This window comes from Hydrogenophaga pseudoflava NBRC 102511 (assembly GCF_001592285.1).
In the GTDB taxonomy this organism is placed as follows: domain Bacteria; phylum Pseudomonadota; class Gammaproteobacteria; order Burkholderiales; family Burkholderiaceae_C; genus Hydrogenophaga; species Hydrogenophaga pseudoflava.
The window spans coordinates 230,660-253,969 of record NZ_BCWQ01000002.1 but is presented as its reverse complement, the minus strand read 5'-3'; the positions used below and the strand labels follow the sequence as shown (position 1 = coordinate 253,969).

At 61.8% G+C, this 23,310-nt stretch carries 24 protein-coding genes and 1 tRNA gene; 22 read left to right on the top strand and 3 right to left on the bottom strand.

The features are described from left to right. Window positions 1–33: 33 nt before the first annotated feature. From HPS01S_RS04070 to HPS01S_RS04030, 9 genes are all read left to right on the top strand, one after another. Window positions 34–2,418: a heavy metal translocating P-type ATPase gene (locus HPS01S_RS04070; protein WP_255284145.1), complete on the top strand. Its 2,385-nt coding sequence runs from the start codon at window positions 34–36 to the stop codon at window positions 2,416–2,418. A 45-nt stretch (window positions 2,419–2,463) separates the two neighbouring features. Further along, the gene (gene ccoS, locus HPS01S_RS04065; RefSeq protein ID WP_066151515.1) at window positions 2,464–2,601 is read left to right on the top strand and encodes a cbb3-type cytochrome oxidase assembly protein CcoS; all 138 of its coding nucleotides are present in this window, start codon (window positions 2,464–2,466) and stop codon (window positions 2,599–2,601) included. Between the two features lie 67 nt (window positions 2,602–2,668). Continuing rightward, window positions 2,669–4,114 (top strand): cytochrome-c oxidase, cbb3-type subunit I, encoded by a 1,446-nt coding sequence (ccoN, locus tag HPS01S_RS04060; protein WP_066151514.1) that lies wholly within the window; start codon window positions 2,669–2,671, stop codon window positions 4,112–4,114. A 13-nt stretch (window positions 4,115–4,127) separates the two neighbouring features. After that, a complete protein-coding gene (gene ccoO, locus HPS01S_RS04055) occupies window positions 4,128–4,823 on the top strand; it encodes a cytochrome-c oxidase, cbb3-type subunit II (protein ID WP_084397021.1) in 696 nt (231 codons plus the stop codon). An 11-nt stretch (window positions 4,824–4,834) separates the two neighbouring features. Beyond that, window positions 4,835–4,972 (top strand): cbb3-type cytochrome oxidase subunit 3, encoded by a 138-nt coding sequence (locus tag HPS01S_RS04050; RefSeq protein ID WP_066151511.1) that lies wholly within the window; start codon window positions 4,835–4,837, stop codon window positions 4,970–4,972. 30 nt (window positions 4,973–5,002) lie between these two features. Continuing rightward, a complete protein-coding gene (gene ccoP, locus HPS01S_RS04045) occupies window positions 5,003–5,917 on the top strand; it encodes a cytochrome-c oxidase, cbb3-type subunit III (RefSeq protein WP_066151509.1) in 915 nt (304 codons plus the stop codon). A gap of 138 nt (window positions 5,918–6,055) precedes the next feature. Continuing rightward, on the top strand, window positions 6,056–7,429 hold the full coding sequence (gene ccoG, locus HPS01S_RS04040; RefSeq protein ID WP_084397019.1) for a cytochrome c oxidase accessory protein CcoG: 1,374 nt from the start codon (window positions 6,056–6,058) through the stop codon (window positions 7,427–7,429). 93 nt (window positions 7,430–7,522) lie between these two features. Continuing rightward, entirely contained in the window at window positions 7,523–7,759 is a 237-nt protein-coding gene (locus tag HPS01S_RS04035) for a FixH family protein (protein WP_066151505.1), read from the top strand. 48 nt (window positions 7,760–7,807) lie between these two features. After that, on the top strand, window positions 7,808–8,101 hold the full coding sequence (locus tag HPS01S_RS04030; RefSeq protein WP_066151503.1) for a hypothetical protein: 294 nt from the start codon (window positions 7,808–7,810) through the stop codon (window positions 8,099–8,101). 78 nt (window positions 8,102–8,179) lie between these two features. Here HPS01S_RS04030 and fnr read toward each other — a convergent pair whose 3' ends face one another. Continuing rightward, a complete protein-coding gene (gene fnr / locus HPS01S_RS04025; RefSeq protein WP_066151501.1) occupies window positions 8,180–8,899 on the bottom strand; it encodes a fumarate/nitrate reduction transcriptional regulator Fnr in 720 nt (239 codons plus the stop codon). A gap of 177 nt (window positions 8,900–9,076) precedes the next feature. On the opposite strand from fnr, the gene hemN reads away from it, so the two are divergent. Next, a complete protein-coding gene (gene hemN / locus HPS01S_RS04020; protein ID WP_066151499.1) occupies window positions 9,077–10,456 on the top strand; it encodes an oxygen-independent coproporphyrinogen III oxidase in 1,380 nt (459 codons plus the stop codon). A 50-nt stretch (window positions 10,457–10,506) separates the two neighbouring features. Then, the gene (locus tag HPS01S_RS04015) at window positions 10,507–11,181 is read left to right on the top strand and encodes a sulfite exporter TauE/SafE family protein (protein WP_066151494.1); all 675 of its coding nucleotides are present in this window, start codon (window positions 10,507–10,509) and stop codon (window positions 11,179–11,181) included. A 5-nt stretch (window positions 11,182–11,186) separates the two neighbouring features. Here HPS01S_RS04015 and HPS01S_RS04010 read toward each other — a convergent pair whose 3' ends face one another. Next, window positions 11,187–12,128 (bottom strand): DMT family transporter, encoded by a 942-nt coding sequence (locus tag HPS01S_RS04010; protein WP_066151492.1) that lies wholly within the window; start codon window positions 12,126–12,128, stop codon window positions 11,187–11,189. 296 nt (window positions 12,129–12,424) lie between these two features. Between HPS01S_RS04010 and aceA the strand changes: the two genes are divergently transcribed. From aceA to HPS01S_RS03960, 11 genes are all read left to right on the top strand, one after another. Next, window positions 12,425–13,756: an isocitrate lyase gene (gene aceA / locus HPS01S_RS04005; protein WP_066151490.1), complete on the top strand. Its 1,332-nt coding sequence runs from the start codon at window positions 12,425–12,427 to the stop codon at window positions 13,754–13,756. A gap of 207 nt (window positions 13,757–13,963) precedes the next feature. Next, the gene (locus HPS01S_RS21430; RefSeq protein ID WP_143434252.1) at window positions 13,964–14,359 is read left to right on the top strand and encodes a DUF4189 domain-containing protein; all 396 of its coding nucleotides are present in this window, start codon (window positions 13,964–13,966) and stop codon (window positions 14,357–14,359) included. Window positions 14,360–14,564: 205 nt separating this feature from the next. Then, window positions 14,565–16,472, top strand: a complete 1,908-nt coding sequence (gene thrS / locus HPS01S_RS04000; RefSeq protein WP_066151488.1) for a threonine--tRNA ligase — start codon at window positions 14,565–14,567, stop codon at window positions 16,470–16,472. Window positions 16,473–16,571: 99 nt separating this feature from the next. Next, window positions 16,572–17,168: a translation initiation factor IF-3 gene (gene infC / locus HPS01S_RS03995; RefSeq protein ID WP_079365662.1), complete on the top strand. Its 597-nt coding sequence runs from the start codon at window positions 16,572–16,574 to the stop codon at window positions 17,166–17,168. 193 nt (window positions 17,169–17,361) lie between these two features. Further along, complete coding sequence (gene rpmI / locus HPS01S_RS03990) at window positions 17,362–17,565, top strand: 50S ribosomal protein L35 (RefSeq protein ID WP_066151481.1); 204 nt, start codon at window positions 17,362–17,364, stop codon at window positions 17,563–17,565. 24 nt (window positions 17,566–17,589) lie between these two features. Continuing rightward, window positions 17,590–17,949, top strand: coding sequence for a 50S ribosomal protein L20 (rplT, locus tag HPS01S_RS03985; protein ID WP_066151478.1), 360 nt, complete (start codon window positions 17,590–17,592; stop codon window positions 17,947–17,949). A 118-nt stretch (window positions 17,950–18,067) separates the two neighbouring features. Further along, window positions 18,068–19,120 (top strand): phenylalanine--tRNA ligase subunit alpha, encoded by a 1,053-nt coding sequence (pheS, locus tag HPS01S_RS03980; RefSeq protein ID WP_066151475.1) that lies wholly within the window; start codon window positions 18,068–18,070, stop codon window positions 19,118–19,120. A 23-nt stretch (window positions 19,121–19,143) separates the two neighbouring features. Beyond that, complete coding sequence (pheT, locus tag HPS01S_RS03975; protein WP_066151471.1) at window positions 19,144–21,567, top strand: phenylalanine--tRNA ligase subunit beta; 2,424 nt, start codon at window positions 19,144–19,146, stop codon at window positions 21,565–21,567. A 38-nt stretch (window positions 21,568–21,605) separates the two neighbouring features. Beyond that, window positions 21,606–21,932, top strand: coding sequence for an integration host factor subunit alpha (locus tag HPS01S_RS03970; RefSeq protein ID WP_066151798.1), 327 nt, complete (start codon window positions 21,606–21,608; stop codon window positions 21,930–21,932). A 199-nt stretch (window positions 21,933–22,131) separates the two neighbouring features. Further along, the gene (locus HPS01S_RS03965) at window positions 22,132–22,581 is read left to right on the top strand and encodes a MerR family transcriptional regulator (RefSeq protein WP_066151469.1); all 450 of its coding nucleotides are present in this window, start codon (window positions 22,132–22,134) and stop codon (window positions 22,579–22,581) included. Window positions 22,582–22,616: 35 nt separating this feature from the next. Next, window positions 22,617–22,693 (top strand) — tRNA-Pro (locus tag HPS01S_RS03960). Window positions 22,694–22,745: 52 nt separating this feature from the next. Here the strand turns inward: HPS01S_RS03960 and HPS01S_RS03955 are convergent. After that, complete coding sequence (locus HPS01S_RS03955; RefSeq protein WP_066151467.1) at window positions 22,746–23,300, bottom strand: NUDIX hydrolase; 555 nt, start codon at window positions 23,298–23,300, stop codon at window positions 22,746–22,748. Between the last annotated feature and the right edge of the window lie 10 nt (window positions 23,301–23,310).

The following is a 23,310-nucleotide window of genomic DNA, read 5'->3' as shown; positions in this document are numbered from 1 at the left end:
CGGTTGACTTAAATCAACTGCATGAAAAGCGACTTGAACTACCCTCGCGGCATGAACGAGGCCGCCACCGCGCCCCCGGTGGGGCTTTTGCTGGGCAACGAACCGTCTGCCCAGTCGCAGCGCGGGGAAGACCCTTTCGGACCACATCGCGGGCCGCTGACCGTCACCGATGACTTTTCGGTGCTCGACGACCCGGTCGAGCTGAACGACTTCACTGAATTCAAGGAAATTGACGGCCAAACGGTGGCCGAATCCGTGCTGATGGTGCAGGGCATGTACTGCGCCGCCTGTGCCGACACGGTGGAATGCGCCTTGCAGGACCTGCCCGGCGTGCGCAGCGCGCGGGTTCATGCCGCGACGCGCCGCCTGATGCTGCAGTGGGAACCCGGTGCCACCCGCATGTCGTCGCTGGCCGACGCCGTGGGCCAGGCCGGGTACCGCCTGCTGCCGCTGCAGCAGGCGCTGTCGATTTCCGAACGCCTGAAGGAAACCCGGCTCGCGCTCTGGCGCCTGTTCGTGGCCGGCTTCTGCGCCATGCAGGTGATGATGTACGCGTGGCCGGCCTACGTGGCCGAGCCCGGCGAGATGCCGGCCGACATCGACCAGCTGCTGCGTTGGGCCAGCTGGGTGCTCAGCGTGCCGGTGGTCACCTTTGCCAGCGGACCGTTCTTCAGGGGCGCGTGGCGCGATCTCAAGCTCGGTCGTGTCGGCATGGACACACCGGTGTCCATCGGCATCCTCGTGGCCTTCCTGGCCAGTTCGGCGGCCACCTTCGATCCGTCAGGGCCCTGGGGCCGTGAGGTCTGGTTCGACTCGTTGACCATGTTCGTGTTCTTCCTGCTGGGGGGGCGCTACCTCGAACTCAAGGCGCGGGACCGCACCGCCGGCGCGCTGGATGCGCTGATGAACCGCCTGCCGGAGGTCTGCGAGCGGCAGACCGCTGACGGGCGTTTCGAATCGCTGTCGGTGCGCCGTCTGTCGGTGGGCGATGTGGTGCGGGTGCAGGCGGGCCAGGCTTTCCCGGGAGACGGGCGGCTGCTCAGCGACACCGCGACCGTGGACGAGGCGCTGCTCACCGGCGAGTCCGATCCTGTGACCCGCCGACAGGGCGATGGGGTGGTGGCCGGCAGCTACAACCTGGCCGGTCCGGTGCTGGTCGAGGTGCTGCGCCTGGGGCGCGACACCCGGTTTGCACAGATCGTGGCACTGATGGAAAAGGCCTCCACCGAGAAGCCGCGCCTGGCCATTCTGGCCGACCGCATTGCGGCGCCATTCCTCGTGCTCGTGCTGGCGGCGGCCGCGCTCGCGTTTGCATACTGGTGGCAGATCGACCACTCGAAGGCGCTGGCCGTTGCTGTCGCCGTGCTGATCGTCACCTGTCCCTGTGCCTTGTCGCTGGCCACGCCGGCGGCCATGCTGAGTTCCGCCGGGGCTCTGGCCCGGCGCGGCATTCTGGTGCGCCGTCTGCAGGCGTTCGAGACGCTGGCGGAGGTGGGGGCGGTGGTGTTCGACAAGACCGGAACGCTCACCCACGACCGTCTGGCGCTGACGGGTCAGCGGGTCCGTGAGGGGGCTGACCCCCGGCAGGTGCTGGCGCTGGCTGCCGCCATGGCGGAAGGCTCGCTGCACCCGGTGTCCCGCGCCATCGCCGCATCTGCGCGAGATGCAGGCGTGTCCACCGAGCGGGCAGATTTGAACGAGGTGACCGAGGTGGCAGGGCAGGGGTTGTCTGCCCGGAGCGCGCACGGCGACCTGGTCCGTATGGGGTCGGCGGCCTTCTGTGGCTTGGCCAGCGAGGGCATGGACGCGCCTACTGGCCGTGTGCACCTGTCGGACGCGCAGGGGTGGGTGGCGAGTTTTGACCTGAGCGAAGGGGTGCGCGAGGACGCGGCCCCGGCCGTGGCGTTCCTGCACCAGTCCGGGTTGCGCACCTGGCTGCTGTCGGGCGACCGGGAAGCGGCCGCCCGGGCGGTGGGGCAGACGGTGGGGGTGCAGAACGTAGTGGCAGGTGCCTCGCCCGAACAGAAGCTGGCGCAGATCGAGTCCATGCAGGCGCAGGGGCTGCGGGTGGCGATGGTGGGTGATGGTCTCAACGATGGTCCGGTGCTCGCCAGGGCCGACACCTCGTTCGCACTCGGTCATGCGGCGCCGCTGGCGCAGGCGCAATCCGACTTCATCCTTCAGGGCGGCAAGGTCCAGGACGTGGTGTTGACCTTGCGGCAGGCCCGGTTCACGATGCGCATCGTTCGTCAGAACCTCGTATGGGCCGCGCTGTACAACCTGGTGTGCGTCCCTCTGGCACTGGTCGGCTGGATGCCGCCGTGGCTGGCCGGTCTGGGGATGGCGGGCAGTTCGTTGCTGGTGATCCTCAACGCGCTGCGGCTGGCCGCGCCACCGCGTGAGCAGACCGGCGCCTGAACCGGCTCTTGGCGTTTCAGATTGAGATTATTTCAAGGAGCCGACATGGACATCCTGTATCTGTTGATACCCGTCTCTATCGTGCTGGTCTTCGCAATCATCGGCGTGTTCTGGTGGGCACTGCACGCCGGTCAGTTCGACAACGTCGAGCGCGAGGGCGAACGCATTCTTAGAGGCGATTGACGTAAGTCAAGGCGTTCACTGGGTTACATGTGGACACTTCGCCGGTGGCATTAATGAGGAGTTCTGTATGTCCGTAACAACAAAGACCGGCCAACCGGCGGTCTACAACGACAGCGTCGTCCGCTGGTTCTCCATTGCAGCCGTGATTTACGGCGTGGTGGGCATGCTGGTGGGCGTCATCATCGCGGCCCAGCTGACCTGGCCCGAGCTCAACATGGGGATCGAATGGATCACCTACGGCCGCCTGCGGCCGCTGCACACGAACGCCGTGATCTTCGCCTTTGGCGGTTGCGTGCTGTTCGCCACGAGCTACTACGTTGTCCAGCGGACGTGCCACACACCGTTGTTTCTCAACAAGCTGGCGTGGTTCACCTTCATCGGCTGGAACATCGTCATCGTCTCGGCGGTGATCACCCTGCCGATGGGCTACACCAGCGGCAAGGAATACGCCGAACTGGAGTGGCCGATTGACCTGCTGATTGCCGTGACCTGGGTGGCCTATGCCATCGTGTTCTTCGGCACGGTCGGCATCCGCAAGGTCAAGCACATCTACGTGGCCAACTGGTTCTTCGGCGCTTTCATCATCGCCGTGGCCCTGCTGCACATTGTCAACAGCGCGGCCCTGCCGGTGAGCCTGTTCAAGTCCTACTCGGCCTACGCCGGCGTGCAGGACGCGATGGTGCAATGGTGGTACGGCCACAACGCCGTGGGCTTCTTCCTGACCGCCGCCTTCCTGGGCATGATGTACTACTTCATCCCCAAGCAGGCCGAACGTCCGGTGTACTCGTACCGCCTGTCGATCGTTCACTTCTGGGCCCTGATCTTCACCTACATGTGGGCGGGGCCCCACCACCTGCACTACACCGCGCTGCCCGACTGGGCCCAGTCGGTCGGAATGGTGTTCTCTCTCATCCTGCTGGCCCCCAGCTGGGGCGGCATGATCAACGGCATCATGACCCTCTCGGGTGCTTGGCACAAACTGCGTGACGACCCCATCCTGCGCTTCCTGATCGTGTCCCTGTCGTTCTACGGCATGTCCACCTTCGAAGGCCCGATGATGTCCATCAAGACCGTCAACGCCCTGTCGCACTACACCGACTGGACCGTGGGCCACGTGCACTCCGGCGCCCTGGGCTGGGTGGGTCTGGTGTCCATGGGTTCGCTGTACTACCTGATCCCGCGCCTGTTCGGCCAGAAGAAGATGTACTCGGTGCCCGCCATCGAACTGCACTTCTGGATCGCCACCATCGGCATCGTGCTGTACATCGCTGCGATGTGGATTGCCGGTGTGATGCAAGGCCTGATGTGGCGCTCGGTCAACCCCGACGGCAGCCTGACCTACACCTTCGTCGAGTCGGTGAAAGCCACCTTCCCGTTCTATGTGATCCGCCTGGTCGGTGGTGTGCTGTACCTGACCGGCATGATCGTGATGCTCTGGAACGTGATCATGACTGCGCTGCAGGGCAAGGCCCACAACGCCCCGGTCATGGCCGTCAACCCTGCCCACGCCTGAGGAGAAGAACAACATGGCCAGCAATGAACACCTGAGCGGACACGCTCGGATCGAGACCAGCAACTTCCTGATGATCGTCCTGATCACCCTCGTGGTGGCTGTCGGCGGTCTGGTGGAAATCGTGCCGCTGTTCTTCCAGAAGTCCACCACCCAGCCGATCGAAGGTCTCAAGCCTTACACCGCGCTGCAGGTGGCCGGTCGCGATGTCTACGTCAAGGAAGGTTGCTACAACTGCCATTCGCAGATGATCCGTCCCTTCCAGGCCGAGACGCTGCGTTACGGCCCCTACTCGGTGGCCGGCGAATACGTGTACGACCACCCCTTCCAGTGGGGTTCGAAGCGCACCGGTCCGGACCTGCACCGCGTCGGTGGCCGCTACAGCGACGAGTGGCACCGTGCCCACCTGAACAACCCACGCGACGTGGTCCCCGAGTCCAACATGCCTGCATACCCCTGGCTGGCCGAAAAGACGGTCGACGCCGATGGCATTCCTGCCCGCATGAAGGCCCTGCGCACCCTGGGTGCGCCGTACAGCAACGAAGAAATCGCCAAGTCCGTGGAAGAGGTCAAGGGCAAGACCGAGCAGGATGCCGTGATCGCCTACCTGCAGGTGCTGGGTACCGCACGCAGTGCCGCCAAGCTCGCGCCTGCAGCCGCTGCTCCTGCGGCTGAGGCTGCAGCACCGGCGGCCGACGGCAAGACCCAATAAGGGGCGAGACCATGGACATCAACGATCTTCGCAGCATCGTCACGACGATCAGCCTGCTGACCTTTGTCGGCATCCTGGTCTGGGCCTGGTCCAAACGCAATCAGCGCGATTTCGAGGAGGCGGCCCAGCTGCCTTTCCAGGACGACTGAGCGATTGCGGAACGAACACGAGAAAACATCATGAGTGACTTCATCAGCGACTTCTGGCACCTCTACGTGGCCGGTATCACGCTCGTCAGCATCATCGCCTGCGCGGTGCTGCTGTACATCAGCGGCACGACCAAGGCTGCCACCCACGCCGACAACACCACGGGACACGTATGGGACGGTGACCTGCGTGAGATGAACAACCCCCTTCCCAAATGGTGGGTGTACCTGTTCATCATCACCGTGGTCTTTGCCCTCGTGTACGGCGCCCTTTACCCGATGTTTGGCAAGTTCCAGGGTGCCCTGGGCTGGTCGTCCCAGGGGCAGCACGCCGCAGAGGTGAAAAAGGTCGAGGACGCCATTGCCCCGATCTATGCGAAGTACAACGGCATGAAGCCGGAGGAGATCGCGGCCGACGCCCAGGCGATGGCTATTGGCGAGCGCCTGTTCATGAACTACTGCGCCCAGTGCCATGGTTCCGACGCCCGCGGCGCCAAGTCCTTCCCCAACCTTGCCGATGGCGACTGGCTGGGTGGTTCCGATCACGCCTACATCAAGACCACGATTGCACAGGGTCGTACCGGCGTCATGCCCCCGATGGCTGCGGCTGTGGGTGGTCCTGAAGACGTCAAGGACGTGGCCCACTACGTGCTCAGCCTCTCCGGCAGTCCGAGCGATTCGGTTCGTGCTTCGCAGGGCAAGGCCAAGTTCGCAGCTTGCGCGGCGTGCCACGGCCCCGAGGGCAAAGGCATGGCAGCGGTGGGTGCGCCCAACCTGACCGACGGCGTCTGGCTGCATGGCTGGGGCGAAGAGGCGATCATTCGTGCCGTCAACAATGGTTTCAACAACCACATGCCGCCGCAGGCCGCGCTGCTGAACGAAGCTCAGATCAACGTGCTGGCTTCCTATGTCTGGGGTTTGTCCAACAAGCCTGCCTCCAAGCAGTGATGGACTGAAGCCAGTTACTTCTCTCCCGCCGGGTCATCCGTGAGTTCTCCAGCGCCAGACGCCACAAGCACCGTTAAGCCTCCCGTGATTCCCATCGTTCCCGAGACGCCGAAAGGTGTCCCGGAGGACGATGAGGTGATGGTTTCCCTCTACGCCTCGCGAAAGAAGATCCATCCCCGTTCGGTGTCCGGGTTGTTCTCAAAGTGGCGCTGGGCGCTGGTCTGGTTCACCCAGATCATCTTTTACGGATTGCCCTGGCTGGAGTGGAACGCCCGCCAAGCGGTGCTCTTCGATCTCGAAGCGCGCCGCTTCTATATTTTTGGTCTGGTCCTTTACCCGCAGGACTTCATCTACCTGACAGGACTGCTGGTCATCTCCGCGCTGGCGCTGTTCCTGTTCACTGCGGTCGCCGGTCGCCTCTGGTGCGGCTATGCCTGCCCCCAGACCGTCTACACCGAGATCTTTCTGTGGATCGAGAAGAAGGTGGAGGGGGACCGGTCGGCGCGGATCCGGCTGGACGAATCGAGCCTGGACGCCCGCAAGTTCGGCAAGCGTTCGCTCAAACACGCCCTGTGGGTCCTGTTCGCCCTCTGGACCGGCTTCACGTTCGTTGGCTACTTCACACCCATCCGGGAACTGGCGAGTCTGAGCCTGGCCGCTTCACTGGGGCCTTGGCAGACCTTCTGGATCTTCTTCTACGGCTTCGCGACCTACGGCAACGCGGGCTTCATGCGCGAGCAGGTCTGCAAGTACATGTGTCCCTACGCCCGCTTCCAGAGCGCCATGTTCGACAAGGACACGATGATCGTGACCTACGACAAGGCGCGTGGAGAGCCGCGCGGAGCACGTTCGAAGAAAGCCGACCCCAAGACCCTGGGCCTTGGGGCTTGCGTCGACTGCACGCTCTGCGTGCAGGTCTGTCCGACGGGCATCGACATCCGCAACGGACTGCAGTACGAATGCATTGGCTGTGGTGCCTGCATCGATGTCTGTGATGAGGTGATGGACAAGGTGGGCTATCCGCGGGGGCTGGTCAAGTATTCGACGCAGAACGGCATGGCCAAGGGCTGGACCCGTGAGCAGATGGTCCGTCACGCCTTCCGTCCCAGGGTGCTCGTCTACACCAGCATTCTGGCGGTCATCACCCTGGCTGTGTTTGTCAGCCTCTTCCTGCGCACGCCGCTCAAGGTCGACGTGATTCGCGACCGTGGCGCGCTGGCGCGCATGGTGGAGCAGGGGCGTATCGAAAACGTGTTCCGCCTGCAGATCATGAACGCGACCGAGTCGCCTCAGCGCTACCAGATCAGCGTCGAGGGGCTGGAGGGCGTGATGATCGCGTCGGAAAACGAGGTGGACGTGCTTTCCACGGAAGTGCGTTCCGCCGCCGTGCGGGTGCAGATCCCGCCAAACGCCGCACCCGCCGGATCGCACCCGATACGGTTCACCGTCCGGTCCACCGCCGCGGATGCGTCCGAGGTGGTGGAGAAGGCGGTCTTCATCGTTCCGCGCTAAACTGAAATTACACGCCTTATGGAACAAGTCATGTCAGCAATACCTCGTCCAGTCGACCGCGCGCCAAGCACGCCTTGGTGGAAAGTCCCACACATGTGGATGGTGGTGGGAGGTCCTTTGCTGGTGATCGTTGCCGGCTTGGTCACCGTGGTCATCGCGGTGAAGAATCCGGACCCTGTGCTCAACAAGTCTGACTACGAAAGGGATCTTGCGGCGGCTCAGCGGCTGGAAGGGCAGGCCAAGGTCGATGCGATGGCCAAGTTGCAGCCGGCCCATCAGGCCCGCAATCACGCCGCCTCTCCCGTCGTCCCGGCGGCACCCTCCAAGTAGGACGCCACACCACCGGATGTGACCACACAGGAGTGAAGGAGACGCATCATGAATGCTCAGCGTTGGATGTGGATAGCCTGGCCTGCCTTTCTGGTGGCTGCTGTGCTTGAGATGGTTGTTTTCGCCATGGTCGACCCTGGTGATCTCCATTGGTTCGGTAGCCCCCTGGAGTTGTCTCGCCAAGCCATCTACACACTGGCGTTCTTTGTGTTCTGGGGTGTCACCATGGCATCGAGCGCGCTGACCACCCTGCTGTCCATGTCTCCGTTCGAAGTCAACCGCTGCCCGGTTCCCGAAGCGGAGCGCCCCCGGGACTGCGCCCGCAATGGCGGGTGCGGCTGACCCTCGGCTTGCACACAAAGAGAAACCCCGCTCAGGCCTCAGACCCGAGCGGGGTTTCTTTCGTTCAAACGCCCAGACTCAGCGGCAGCTCTGAGGGTTCACGATCTGCTTGAGCGCATCGGTGTTCTTGATGTGCACGTACCGTTGTTTGACTTCGATGGTGCCTTCCTCAACGAACTTCGAGAAAGTCCGGCTCACGGTCTCGAGCTTCATGCCCAGGTAACTTCCAATCTCCTCCCGGGTCATCCGAAGGATGAGCTCTGACTGCGAGAAACCTCGTGCATGCAGACGCTGGACGAGATTGAGAAGGAACGCTGCGAGACGTTCCTCGGCACGCATGCTGCCCAGCAGCAGCATGACGCTGTGATCGCGTACGATTTCCCGGCTCATGATCTTGTGGACATGGTGTTGCAGCGTGGTGAATTCCCGCGAGAGTTCCTCGACCTGGTCAAACGGCATCACACAGACCTCGGCGTCCTCAAGCGCAATCGCGTCGCAGGAATGGCGGTCGCTGACGATGCCGTCCATGCCGATGATTTCTCCGGTCATCTGGAAGCCGGTGACCTGGTCTCGCCCATCGGCCGTGGTCACGCAGGTTTTGAAGAAGCCCGAGCGCACCGCGTAGAGCGAAGTGAACTTGTCGCCGGTGTTGAACAGTGCGGCTCCCCGCTTGATCCTCCTGCGCGTGGAGATCACGGTGTCCAGCTTGCCCATTTCCTCGGGATTGAGGCCCATTGGCAAACACAACTCCCGAAGGTTGCAGCTGGAACAGGCGACTTTGATACTGTGAATGTCCATAAATCTTCCAGATTTCTCCCGAAGCTTAACGCATGGCCACAAGTGCCAGCAAGGCGGGCGCGCTCATCCTCGTTGCACGCATGGGGGAAAACCCGGGGCTTGGACGGCCCTTGATCTTGATCAAGGGTGCGATTTCTGCCTTGGTGCACATTCGCGCTGAGAACTGGAGAATTGTTTGTGAGTCACGCCATTTCAGACGAATTGCTCAAGCGATTCGACATCCCGGGCCCCCGCTACACCTCGTACCCCACCGCGGACCGCTTTGTAGAAGCGTTCACGGAGAGCGACTACATCCAGGCGCTGGAACAGCGTCGGGCAGGCTCGCTCGCGTTGCCGCTGTCGTTGTACGTGCATATTCCTTTCTGCGAGTCTGTTTGCTACTACTGCGCCTGCAACAAGGTCATCACCAAGCACCACGAAAGGGCGGCGGAGTACCTGCGGTATCTGTCGCGTGAGGTGGAGTTGCAGGTGCAGCATTTCGGCAAGGGGCATGCCGTGTCCCAGCTGCATCTGGGAGGAGGGACGCCGACCTTCCTGTCCGACGCAGAGCTGGAAGATCTGCTGACAATGATCCGGCGCAACTTCACACTTGTTCCAGGAGGCGAGTACTCCATTGAGGTTGACCCCCGCACCGTGACGGACCAGCGTTTGCAGACCCTGGCCAGACTGGGGTTCAACCGCCTGAGCTTCGGTGTGCAGGACTTCGACCCCGCTGTTCAGAAAGCGGTGCACCGGGTGCAGCCGGCCGAACAGGTGTTCGCACTGGTCGAGACAGCCCGCAAGATCGGGTTTGAGTCGGTCAACGTGGACCTCATATATGGGCTGCCGCTGCAGACCCCTGAGTCGTTTGCCCGTACGCTTGCCCAAGTCAACCAGTTGCGCCCCGACCGCATCGCGCTGTATGCCTACGCGCATCTTCCGGCGCGTTTCAAGCCGCAACGGCGAATCGTCGCTGCCGAACTGCCCAGCGCGGGAGACAAGCTGTCGATGCTGTCGGCTTCGCTGGATGCCATGAGTGATGCGGGGTATGTCTATGTCGGCATGGATCACTTTGCGCTGCCCACGGATGCGCTGGCGGTGGCCAAGCGTCAAGGGCGCCTGCACCGGAATTTCCAGGGCTACAGCACGCAGCCGGATTGCGACCTGATCGCTTTGGGTGTCTCGGCCATCGGCCGCATCGGCGCGACCTACAGCCAGAACGCCAAGACGATCGAGGAGTACTACGACGCGCTGGACCAGGGCCGGCTGCCGATCGTGCGCGGGCTGGCACTGACCAGGGACGACCTGCTGCGCCGCTCCGTGATCATGTCGCTGATGTGTCAGGGTCAGCTTCAGTTCGAATCGATCAACCTGGGGCACTTGATCGACTGCAAGAGCTACTTTGCGCGCGAGTTGGAGGTACTGGCTGGCTATGCCGAACACGGACTGGTTCGCATCGACGACTCAGGTGTGGAGGTGACGCCATCGGGCTGGTATCTGGTTCGCGCCATTGCCATGGTTTTCGACAAGAACCTGCAGGTCGACCAGGACCGGGCGCGTTTCTCCAAGATCATCTGACTCGCGTGGTTTCGAACCGGCGCGAGGGCTGCGACTGCTAGAGTTCTGCCATGCAAACATCCATGGCACTCACCGCACTGTTCATGGGGATCGCTGGTGGTCCCCATTGTGTCGCCATGTGTGGTGCCGCGTGTGCGGGCATCAGTCGTGGCGGGACCGGGCGCCAGAGCACTTCGGCTCTGCTGACCTTCCAGGCCGGACGACTGCTTGGCTACTCCCTCTTCGGGGCGATTGCAGCAGGCTCGGTGCAAGGCCTGGCCTGGCTGGGAACCAACACCTCGGTGATCCGGCCGGTCTGGACCATGTTTCACGTGGCAGCCATGCTGCTTGGTTTGGTGCTGATCTGGCAGGCTCGCCAGCCAGCATGGCTCGACGGGCTGGCCCAAGGCGTCTGGCGCAGGACGCGACCAGTGTTCGGACGCCTGGGGGCCAAGGCTCCCGCGGTGCTCGGCGTCGCGTGGGCCCTGATGCCATGCGGGCTGCTGTATTCCGCGTTGATGGTGGCCTCTTTGTCGGCCGACGCGATGGAGGGCGCGACGATCATGGCGCTGTTCTCTGCTGGGACATCACTGTCATTGACCATCGGTCCCTGGCTTTTGCTGCGTTTGCGAGGCGACGGCTCGGGTGGCTGGGGCATCCGGCTGGCAGGTATTGCACTGGCCGCCACCTCCGGTTGGGCGCTCTGGATGGGAATCACCGATCCCACCGGTCTGTGGTGCGCGTGAGCCTCTCAGCTTGAACGTCCTGGCAGGGTTGCCAGAACCAGGCCCAGCAAGGCGATACCAAAAGCAAGCATCTGGACGGTGCTGAGGGTTTCACCCATGAACAGCACACCGATGGTGGCTGCGCTGATCGGGAGCATCACTGTGAACACCCCGGCGCGAGCGGCGGGAACGGACTTCAGGCCGGTCATCCAGAGCCAGACCGTCCAGACACTGGCGGCGAGTGCGTAAAAGACCAGCAGGCCCCACATGGGTGCTGTGATGGAGGCGAAGTCAAAGGCTCTGGCCGCCCACAGCCCAAAGGGCGTGACCAGCACAAAACCCCAGAGGTTGATGATGGCGGATATCCGCTTGGGCCCCAGGCCTTCCGTGAGCCGCTTGCCAATGACCACATAGGAGGCTTCGCAAAGCACCGCAGCGAACACCAGCAAGTTGCCCCAGAACTGCTGACCGAGACCAAACCATCCGACAGCTTGTGCGTGCGCGGTCCCGCCGGCCTTCTGCATTGAAAAGAGCCCGATGCCGACCGCAGCACACGCAATACCAAGAGCGGTGCGCTTGCCGATGCGCTCTTTGAGAAACACCCAGCTGAGGACGGCTACCACCGCGGGAATTGATGACATCACCACACCAGCGGACACCGCCGTGGTCATCGACACGCCAAACAGCATGCAGATTGAGAACAGGAAGTTACCCAGAAAGGACTCAAGAAACAGCAGCTTTCGTGTGCGAGCGGACAGCTGGGGCTCTTCGGCAGGCTTGCGCAGCCATCTCCACATGGCCGCACCCCCGAGACCGAAGCGGAGCCACGCAAGCAGGAAAACCGGAAAGGCTGCGACCAATGGTTTGGAGAGTGCGACATAGCTCCCCACCAGCGCCATGCTGGCCGCGAGGCAGACATACGCACCAAATTTTGCGGGTGTGGTTGGTAACTTTGGCTGTGATGACATAGGGCGAGCATCATGCCCCAGTCAACGGTGATCAGTGTCTTCCAGATGGAGTTGTGTTATTTCGCAATGAGAAAAATCTCCTGCTGCGCTGCAAAAAAATTTCTCAATACAAGAGAAATGATTTTGTATGGCGGAATATGTTTTGGAGATTATTGATTTTAAATGGTTTTATTTTTTGTCTTATATAAGACATAAGAGCTTCCAAAAGTCTTCTATAAGACTTAAAGTTCTCCCATCGGCTCCGGTCTGCAGCAGCGACAAGCCGTCCCGTTCATCAACCTCATGGAGAGTCCAAAATGCCCCAGTCCCTCAAAGAACAACTGAGCCGCCAACAGCAGATCGAAGCCCTGGAAAAAGACTGGGCCACCAACCCCCGCTGGAAGCTGGTCAAGCGCGGTTACTCCGCCGCTGACGTGGTGCGTCTGCGCGGCTCCATGCAGCCCGAGTACACGCTGGCCCAGCGTGGCGCCGAGAAGCTGTGGGAGAAGGTCAACGGTGGCGCCAAGAAGGGCTACGTCAACGCCTTCGGCGCGATCACCGCCGGCCAGGCCATGCAGCAGGCCAAGGCTGGTCTGGAGGCCGTGTACCTGTCGGGCTGGCAGGTCGCCGCCGACGGCAACACCAGCGAAACCATGTACCCCGACCAGTCGCTGTACGCGTACGACTCGGTGCCCACCATGGTCCGCCGCATCAACAACACCTTCAAGCGTGCCGACGAGATCCAGTGGAGCCGTGGCATCGAGCCGGGCAGCCCTGAGTTCATCGACTATTTCCTGCCGATCGTGGCTGACGCGGAAGCCGGTTTCGGCGGTGTGCTCAACGCCTTCGAACTGATGAAGAACATGATCGCCGCCGGTGCTGCTGGCGTGCACTTCGAAGACCAGCTGGCCGCCGTGAAGAAGTGCGGCCACATGGGTGGCAAGGTGCTGGTGCCCACGCAGGAAGCCATCGAAAAGCTGATCGCCGCCCGCTTCGCCGCCGACGTGATGGGCGTGCCCACCATCGTGCTGGCCCGCACCGATGCCGAAGCCGCCAACCTGATCACCAGCGACCACGACGCCAACGACAAGCCCTTCCTGACCGGTGAGCGCACGCAAGAAGGTTTCTACCGCGTCAAGAACGGTCTGGAGCAAGCCATCAGCCGTGGCGTGGCCTACGCTCCCTACGCCGACCTGGTGTGGTGCGAGACCGGCGTGCCGGACATCGGCTTCGCCCGTGAGTTTGCCCAGGCCGTGCACGCTGCCTGCCCAGGCAAGCTGCTGTCCTACAACTGCTCGCCCTCGTTCAACTGGAAGAAGAACCTGGACGACAAGCAGATCGCCAAGTTCCAGGACGATCTGTCCGCGCTGGGCTACAAGTACCAGTTCATCACGCTGGCCGGCATCCACATCAACTGGTTCAATACCTTCCAGTTCGCCCACGCCTATGCCCGCGGCGAAGGCATGAAGCACTACACCGAGATGGTGCAGGAGCCGGAATTCAAGGCGCGCGAGAAGGGCTACACCTTCGTGTCGCACCAGCAGGAAGTCGGCGCCGGCTATTTCGACGACGTGACCACCGTGATCCAGGGTGGGTCCTCTTCCGTGAAGGCCCTGACCGGCTCGACTGAAGAAGAGCAGTTCCACTGATCGCTCTGACGACCAGTTCGCAAGTACGAGACGTCAACCCCGGCTCGCGGCACCGCGATCCCGGGGTTTTCTCTTATTTCCAGTACGTGGTCTGTCGTCAAATTCCTACATTGGTGTGTTGCTTGGGGATATTCCTCCCTACCCGTGGGAGAATTTGCCGGGTAAAGCAGGTCGCTCAGGCCACTACAAAACAGGAGAGTCCAAGTGTTGAGCAAATGGAAATGGGTGTCTGTTCTGGCAATGTCCTTGACTTTGGCAGGATGTGGTGGGGGCGGCGAAGCCACAGCACGTGGTGCGATTGCGGTGAACACCATCAACGGTGTTGGCACTATCGTGACCAACTATGCTTCTCAGCCTGAAGCCAACAGCGATGCGTTGGTTCAGTGCGCACGCTTGGTTGGAACCGGCATGGGATGCGAGGTCATTCTTGAGTTCTCCGGTAACGGTACCTGTGGATCAGCCGCGAGAGGCAACAACAACGTCTGGGGTGTTGCCAGTGGCTCATCCAAGGAGGTTGCCGACTCGCGGGCCATGTCGGATTGTGTTGCCAAGGGTGGGACGAGCTGTGTGATCCCTGGGTGGCTTGAGACGCAGTGCAACTGATCTGCCAGGAGTGCAGCGAAGAACTGTGTGAGAATTGAAGTTTGTTGTTCTCTAGACTTCGTACTGCTTGGTTATGACACCGCGAACTAAACCGGAGCTCTTTGCCCAGGCCAGCTGAGGCCAACAGTTCGCGCCTGCAGTTTTTTGCAGTCTTCTCTTTTCAAGCGCGGCCAAGTCCGCGCTTTTTTGTTTCTCTGATCACGCCATGCCCAACATCACACTTCCTGACGGTTCCTCGCGACAATTCCCTGGGCCAGTGACCGTGGCCGAGGTGGCCGCCTCCATCGGCGCCGGTCTGGCCAAGGCGGCGCTGGGTGGCAAGGTCAACGGCAGGTTGGTGGACACCAGTTTCCTGATCGCAGAAGACGCTTCGCTGGCCATTGTCACTGCCAAGGACGCCGATGGCCTGGAGATGATCCGACACTCCACCGCCCATCTGCTGGCCTACGCCGTCAAGGAGCTGTTTCCCGACGCACAGGTCACCATCGGTCCCGTGATCGAGCACGGTTTCTACTACGACTTTTCCTACAAGAGGCCCTTCACGCCCGAAGACCTTGCGGCCATCGAAAAGAAGATGATCGAACTGGTCAGCAAGGACGAAACAGTGGTGCGCCGTGTGCTCCCGCGCGACGAGGCGGTGGCGTATTTCAAGGGGCTGGGTGAGCACTACAAGGCCGAGATCATCGCCAGCATTCCGAGCAGCGAGGATGTGTCGCTGTACCGCGAGGGCGCCTTCGAAGACCTCTGCCGTGGCCCGCATGTGCCCAGCACCGGCAAGCTTAAGCACTTCAAGCTCATGAAAGTCGCTGGGGCGTATTGGCGAGGTGACCATCGCAACGAAATGCTGCAGCGCATCTATGGCACTGCCTGGGCCTCTAAGGATGAGCTTCAGCAGTACTTGATCATGTTGGAAGAGGCTGAGAAGCGGGATCATCGCAAGCTCGGTCGCGAGCTGGATCTGTTCCACCTGGACGAGCACTCGCCTGGCACCGTGTTCTGGCATCCCAAAGGATGGACCGTTTGGCAGGCCGTGGAGCAGTACATGCGGGCCGTCTACCGCGACAACGACTACCAGGAGGTTAAGGGGCCTCAGATCCTGGACAAGGCGCTTTGGGAGAAGACCGGGCACTGGGACAAGTACCGAGAGAACATGTTCGTGACCGAGTCGGAAAAGCGCGACTACGCGCTCAAGCCGATGAACTGCCCGGGCCACATCATCATCTTCAAGCAGGGAATCAAAAGCTACCGGGACCTGCCACTGCGCTACGGCGAATTTGGCCAGTGTCACCGCAACGAGCCCTCGGGAGGGCTGCACGGCATCATGCGTGTGCGTGCATTCACGCAGGATGACGGCCATATTTTTTGTACCGAGGACCAGATCCAGTCCGAAGTCAAGGCGTTCACCACTTTGCTGCAGCAGGTCTACAAGGACTTCGGCTTCACCAACATCCTCTACAAGCTTTCGACTCGTCCCGAAAAGCGCATCGGCACCGAAGAGAGCTGGGACAAGGCGGAGGCGGCGTTGGCCGAAGGGCTGAGAGCTTCGGGGTGTGCGTTCGAGTACCTGCCGGGTGAAGGGGCGTTCTACGGGCCCAAGATCGAATACACACTCAAGGATGCTTTGGGCCGCGAATGGCAGTGCGGCACCATCCAGGTCGACCCCAATCTTCCCGAACGACTGGGCGCAGAGTTCGTTGGGGAAGATGGCTCGCGCCATCGTCCCATCATGCTGCATCGCGCCATCGTGGGCAGTCTCGAACGCTTCATCGGAATCTTGATCGAGCAGCATGCAGGTGCGCTCCCTGTTTGGCTGGCGCCGGTGCAGGTGGCTGTTCTCAACATCACCGATGCGCAGGCGGATTACGCTCAGGAAGTGGCGAAATCGCTGCAAAAACAAGGGCTTAGGGTTGAAACAGACCTGCGCAACGAGAAAATTACGTATAAAATACGCGAACATGCGTTGCAAAAGCTGCCTTACATCCTCGTCGTGGGCGACAAGGAAAAAGGCGCTGGCGCTGTGGCTGTGCGGGCACGAGGCAACAAAGACCTCGGTGTCATGTCGCTGGAGAGCTTCTCCCAATTAGTGGCGACAGACGTTTCCTCCAAGGTGTGATTTCATCCGCTCCGGAAGGCCCCTCGGCTGCTGTGCACTGCGCGTGGCCCCGAGGGGTTTGTTTTTTTCTGACCAACTGCCCACGACAAGGAACTAGCCATAGCTACCAACTTTCGCGACCGCCGCCAGCGTGAAGAGCGTGCACACCGCCTGAACCGGGAAATCATGGCCCCCGAGGTCCGCCTCAACGGGCCAGACAACGAGCCTTTGGGCATTGTCAGCCTCCAGGAAGCGTTGCGCATGGCCGGTGAGCTGGACGTAGATCTGGTCGAGATCGCGGCGACAGCGAACCCGCCGGTGTGCCGGCTGATGGACTATGGCAAGTTCAAATACCAGGAGCAGAAAAAAGCTGCCGAGGCAAAGGCCAAGCAGACTGTCATCGAGATTAAGGAAGTGAAGTTCCGTCCCGGGACCGACGACGGCGACTACAACATCAAGATGCGCAACATTCGCCGTTTTCTGGACGACGGAGACAAGTGCAAGATCACGCTGCGGTTTCGGGGTCGTGAGATCACCCACCAGGAGTTGGGTCTCGCTCTGCTGAATCGCATCAGGGATGAACTGGGCGATGCGATCGTGGTTGAGCAGTTCCCGAAGCTCGAAGGGCGCCAGATGATCATGATGATTGCGCCCGGGAAAAAGAAAGCAGGCGGTGGTGCACCCAAGGCGGAGGCTGTTGTCCAGCCAGCCGCCTGACAATCAGTGGCAAGTCTTTGCCGTCAGGATTGAAAAGGCCGGTCTAGTCTGCCGGTCCTTTCGAGGTGAGGGGTGAAAGCCTCTCTCCGAACAGGACGACCCAAATGGGTGGTCCATCAAAAGTGGCTCGGGGCCAGCAAGTCCGCGGAAGGTTCGCGGCGCCTCACGAGCACAAATGAAAAGGAGCATTCACATGCCCAAAATGAAGACCAAGAGCAGCGCGAAGAAGCGTTTTCGCGTTCGTCCCGGTGGCACCGTCAAGCGCGGTCAAGCCTTCAAACGTCACATCCTGACCAAGAAGACCACCAAGAACAAGCGCCATCTGCGTGGTGCGGTGACTGTTCATGAGACCAATATGGGTCACATGGCACAGATGCTGCCCGGCATGGGCATTTGATCAACGACGAACAAGGAGCAACACATGCCTCGCGTCAAACGTGGTGTAACGGCACGCGCCCGTCACAAAAAAGTTCTCGCCCTTGCCAAGGGTTTCCGCGGTCGCCGCGGTAACGTTTTCCGCATCGCCAAACAGGCGGTGATGAAGGCCGGTCAATACGCCTACCGTGACCGCCGCACCAAGAAGCGCGTCTTCCGTCAGCTGTGGATCGCGCGTATCAACGCCGGTGCACGCGCTTGCGGCCTGACGTACAGCCAGTTCGCCAATGGCCTGAAGAAGGCACAGATCGAGATCGACCGCAAGGTTCTGGCCGATCTGGCCGTCAACGACGTTGCTGCTTTCAACAGCATCGTGGAGCAAGTCAAAGCCAAGCTGGCCGCTTGATTCACGACTGTCCCTGCCTGCTCCGGCCGGTGGTGACGATGTCGCTCAAAGGGGTTGAGGCTTGAGGGATTCCCTCGCTGCTCTCAACCCCTTTTTTGTTTTCCCGGACGAGATACACATGAACGAGTTGGACGCACTGGTTGACAGCGCACGCGCCGCGTTCGCGCAGGCAGCCACCCCCGCCGATCTGGAAAATGCCAAGGCGCAGTACCTGGGCAAGTCGGGCCGCATCACCGAGCTGATGAAGGGCATGGCTTCCCTGCCGGTCGAGGAAAAGAAGACCCGTGGTGCGGCCATCAACGTGGCCAAGCAGTCGATCGAAGCCGCGCTGACCGAACGCCGCCAGGCGCTGGCCGATGCCGAGTTGCAGGCGCAGCTCAAGGCCGAGGCGCTGGACGTGACGCTGCCCGGTCGGCAGCGTGGCCAGGGTGGCCTGCATCCGGTGAGCCTGACGCTGGAGCGCATCGAAGCCATTTTCGGTTCGCAGGGCTTCGAGGTGGCCGAGGGCCCCGAGATCGAGTCCGACTGGTTCAACTTCACCGCGCTGAACACGCCCGAGGACCATCCGGCGCGTTCCATGCATGACACCTTCTATGTGGAAGGTGGCAGTGCCAAGGCGCCCAACCTCCTGCGGACCCACACCAGCCCGATGCAGATCCGCCATGCGGTGCAGCACGTCAAGCGCCACCGTGGCGCGCTGGATGCGGGCCAGCCGATGCCCGAAATACGCGTGATCGCGCCGGGACGCACTTACCGCGTGGACAGCGACGCCACCCACTCGCCCATGTTCCACCAGTGCGAAGGTTTGTGGATCGGCGAGAACGTGAGCTTCAAGGACCTCAAGGTCGTCTTCACAGATTTCTGCCGCGCCTTTTTCGAGAGCGACGATCTGGTGTTGCGGTTCCGTCCCAGCTTCTTCCCGTTCACCGAGCCCAGCGCCGAGATCGACATCCAGTTCCAGAGCGGCCCGTTGGCCGGGCGCTGGCTGGAGGTGGCCGGATCTGGTCAGGTGCATCCGAACGTGGTGCGCAACATGGGGCTGGACCCTGAGCGCTACATCGGTTTTGCCTTCGGCATGGGGCCGGACCGCCTGACCATGCTGCGGTATGGCGTGAACGACCTGCGCCTGTTCTTCGACGGCGACATTCGCTTCCTGTCGCAGTTCCGTTGAAGTCTTGTTGAGCTGAAGAAATCATGCAATTCCCCGAATCCTGGCTGCGTGCCTTCTGCAACCCGCCCCTGACCAGTCAGCAACTGGCCGACACCCTTACCATGGCTGGTTTGGAGGTTGAGGAGCTGCGCCCGTTTGCGCCCGCCTTCACCGGTGTGGTGGTTGGACAGATCCTGAGCGCCGAGCAACACCCCAACGCCGACCGCCTGCGCGTTTGCCAGGTGGACGTGGGGCAGGGCGCTCCGTTGAACATCGTTTGTGGCGCTCCCAACGCGCGTGCCGGCATCAAGGTCCCGTGCGCCACCGTTGGCGCGTTGCTGCCGCCAGGCGAAGACGGCAAACCCTTCGCCATCAAGCTGGGCAAACTGCGCGGCGTCGAGAGCCAGGGCATGCTGTGCTCGGCCAAGGAATTGCAGATTTCTGAGGAGAGCAACGGCCTGCTGGAACTGGCTGACGACGCTGTGGCTGGCCGCAACATCCGCGAGCAGTTGGGACTGGACGACATGTTGTTCACGCTCAAGCTCACGCCCAACCTGGCGCACTGTCTGAGCGTGTATGGCATTGCACGCGAGGTCTCGGCCCTGACCGGTACACCGCTTGTACAGCCCGAGTTTCCGAAAGCCGCCGTGCAGGTGCAAGACCGCCTGCCGGTGAGTGTGCAGGCGCCTGATCTCTGCGGCCGTTTCAGCGGCCGCGTGGTGCGTGGCGTCAACACCCAGGCGCAGACGCCGGCCTGGATGGTCGAGCGCCTGGCGCGTTGCGGCCAGCGCAGCGTTTCGCCACTGGTGGATATTTCCAACTACGTGATGTTCGAGTTGGGCCGTCCCTCGCACATCTTCGACCTCGACAAGATCCATGGCGGTTTGCAGGTGCGCTGGGGCCGCGAGGGCGAACAGCTCAAGCTGCTCAACGGCAATACCGTCACGCTCGACAGCAGCGTGGGTGTGATCGCCGACGATCTGCAGGTCGAGTCGCTGGCGGGCATCATGGGGGGCGACGCGACCGCTGTGTCGGACGACACGAAGAGCATCTTCATCGAAGCCGCGTTCTGGTGGCCCAAGGCGATCGCCGGCCGTTCGCGCCGCTACAACTTCAGCACCGATGCGGGCCACCGCTTTGAGCGTGGCGTCGACCCGTCGACCACGGTCGAACACGTCGAGCGCATCACGCAGCTGGTGCTGGAGATCTGTGGAGGTCAGGCAGGCCCGCTGGATGATCAAGTGCTTGCGTTGCCGGAAGGCAGGCCGGTCACGCTGCGCGTGGCTCGCACGGCAAAGGTCATCGGCATGCCGGTGACTCAGGAGCAGTGCGTTGGCGCGCTGCGCCGCCTTGGCTTGGCTGTGACCGAAGGCGAGGGCACGGTCACCGTTGCACCACCGGCCTTTCGTTTTGACCTGCAGATCGAAGAAGACCTGATCGAAGAGGTCGCGCGTGTGATCGGCTACGAACAACTGCCGACGAATCCGCCGCTGGCGCCCATCACCGCCAAGCTGCGGGTCGAGAGCCGGCGCGGCCCATTTGCTGTGCGCCGTCAACTGGCGCAACTGGGCTATCAGGAAACCATCAATTTCAGCTTTGTCGAAGAGCGGTGGGAGCGCGAACTGGCTGGCAATGCCGATCCGATCAAACTGCTGAATCCGATCGCCAGCCAGATGAACGTGATGCGCTCGTCGCTGCTGGGCAGCCTGATCGCGGTGCTCAAGTTCAACTTGGACCGCAAGGCACAGCGTGTGCGCCTGTTTGAACTGGGGCGCGTGTTCCGCAAGGACCCGTCGGTTCAGGACAGCGACACCTCCGTCGCCGGGTTCGACCAACCTATGCGGGTGGCAGGTCTGGCGTATGGCGGGGTCGACAGCCTGCAATGGGGTTGCGCCGAGCGCAACGTCGATTTCTTCGACATCAAGGGTGATGTGCAGGCGCTGCTGGCGCCATTGCAAGCCTCCTTCAAGCCAGCCGAGCACTCCGCGATGCACCCGGGTCGCTGCGCCAGCGTCTGGCTGGGTGAGCGCTGCATCGGTCACGTGGGCGAACTGCATCCGAAGTGGCGCCAGGGCTACGACCTGACGCAGGCGCCGGTGATGTTTGAACTCGCACTGGATGCGGTGCTGCAGCGCGAGGTTCCGGTGTTCCAGAGCGTGAGCCGCCACCAGCCGGTCGAGCGCGATATCGCCATCGTGGTCAAGGAGGCGGTGACGCACGCCGCGGTAATGGAAGCCATCCGTGACGCAGGAGGTGAGCTTCTTCGCGACGCCGTGTTGTTCGATGTGTACCGGCCCAAGAAGACGTCCGAAGGGCAGGGCGGCGGCCTGGCGTCGGACGAGAAGAGCTTGGCAGTGCGCCTGACGCTCAGTCGGGAGGACGCTACACTGACCGAGCAGGAGATTGAGGCGGCGGTCAAGGGCGCGCTGGTTTCGCTGGAACAGCGCGTGGGTGCGCGCCTGCGTTGAGCGCCTTGCGTATGGACAAGAATCTGGAGCACACCCCAATGGAACTGGCAGTCGAGAGCCTGGAGACTCCTGCACTCACAAAGGCGCAGCTTGCTGAGCTGTTGTTTGATCAGATCGGTCTGAACAAGCGCGAGTCCAAGGACATGATTGATGCGTTTTTTGACCTGATCACAGACTGTCTGGTCGAGGGCACCGACGTCAAGATCTCCGGCTTCGGCAACTTTCAGATCCGAACCAAGGCCCCGCGACCGGGTCGCAACCCCAGAACAGGAGAACCCGTGGCCATCGAGGCTCGTCGGGTGGTCACGTTCCATGCGAGCCCCAAACTCAAGGAGCAGGTGCAGGCGGCCGTTGTCACCGGCTGAGCATTTCGCACAGCCTTGCATTGCAGGCAATCAATGAAGCCCGGGACCTGTGGTCGCCGGGTTTTTTATCTTCCGCTGCCACTAAAAAGTGCTGAGGAGATGGATTTGCAACAGTTTGTACGGTTTTTTCCGATGCGCAGCGCGCGGCACCAGCGCTTAGAGTAAATTTCAAGGTTCGGTTTATACCGCATTGATTTTGATGGAAAAATCGCTTCCCCCTATCCCCGCAAAACGCTACTTCACCATTGGGGAAGTGGGCGAGTTGTGTGGTGTCAAGCCGCACGTGCTGCGCTACTGGGAGCAGGAGTTCACCCAGTTGCGCCCGATGAAGCGGCGTGGCAACCGACGCTACTACCAGCACCACGAAGTGCTCATGATTCGGCGGATCCGGGAGTTGCTGTACGACCAAGGCTTCACCATCAGCGGCGCCCGCAACAAGCTTCAGGAGCTGGTGCAGGCCGAGCGGGACAGGCGCCGCGCGCAGGATGACGATTTCGCTGATTCTGTCGGATACGACGTCCTGGGGGACGCAGAAGAAGATCTGGTGGCAGAGGCCATCCCCGCGGTTTCTGAGCAACCATCAGCTGCGTTGCTGGGTGTCCGACGGGAGTTGCTTGAAATTCGCGAGCTTCTTACTGCCCCCGTGTGAATCGCTCTATTTGCACGCTATAATGCAAGGCTTGTCGGCGTGTAGCGCAGCCTGGTAGCGCACTTGCATGGGGTGCAAGGGGTCGCGAGTTCGAATCCCGCCACGCCGACCATTTATTGAAAAGCCCGCAATCGTTCGATTGCGGGCTTTTTCGTTTCTGTCGGTCAGGCAATGTCGATGGTGTGAAAACCGAAGTGCCCTTTTCGGCGGTCGGCGAAGTAGCACTCCAGGGTTTCACGGACGGTGCGGAAGGCGATCTCGTCCCAGGGGATCTGCTCTTCCGTGAACAGACGGGCCTCGATGGTTTCAACGCCTGGGTCGAAGCGATCGTTCAGCAGCCGTGCACGGTAGTACATGTGGACCTGACCCACGCGCGCGACGTTCATCAGAGTGAACAGCGGCCCGAGCTCGATGCTGGCGCCGGCTTCCTCGATGGTTTCGCGCTGTGCACCTTCGGCGGTGGTTTCCCCCAGTTCCATGAAGCCGGCCGGCAACGTCCACTTGCCTCGCCGCGGTTCGATGTTGCGCAGGCACAGCAGCACCTGGGCCCCGTCCTCGCCCCAGACCGGCACGGTGCCGACCACGTTGAGCGGGTTTTCGTAGTGCACGGTGGCACACGCGGTGCAGACTGCGCGAGGCTTGGTGTCCCCGTCGTCGGGCAGGCGGTAGACCACGGGTGCGCCGCATTGGCGGCAGTGCTGGATCGGGCTGCGAAACATGGCGTTGAGT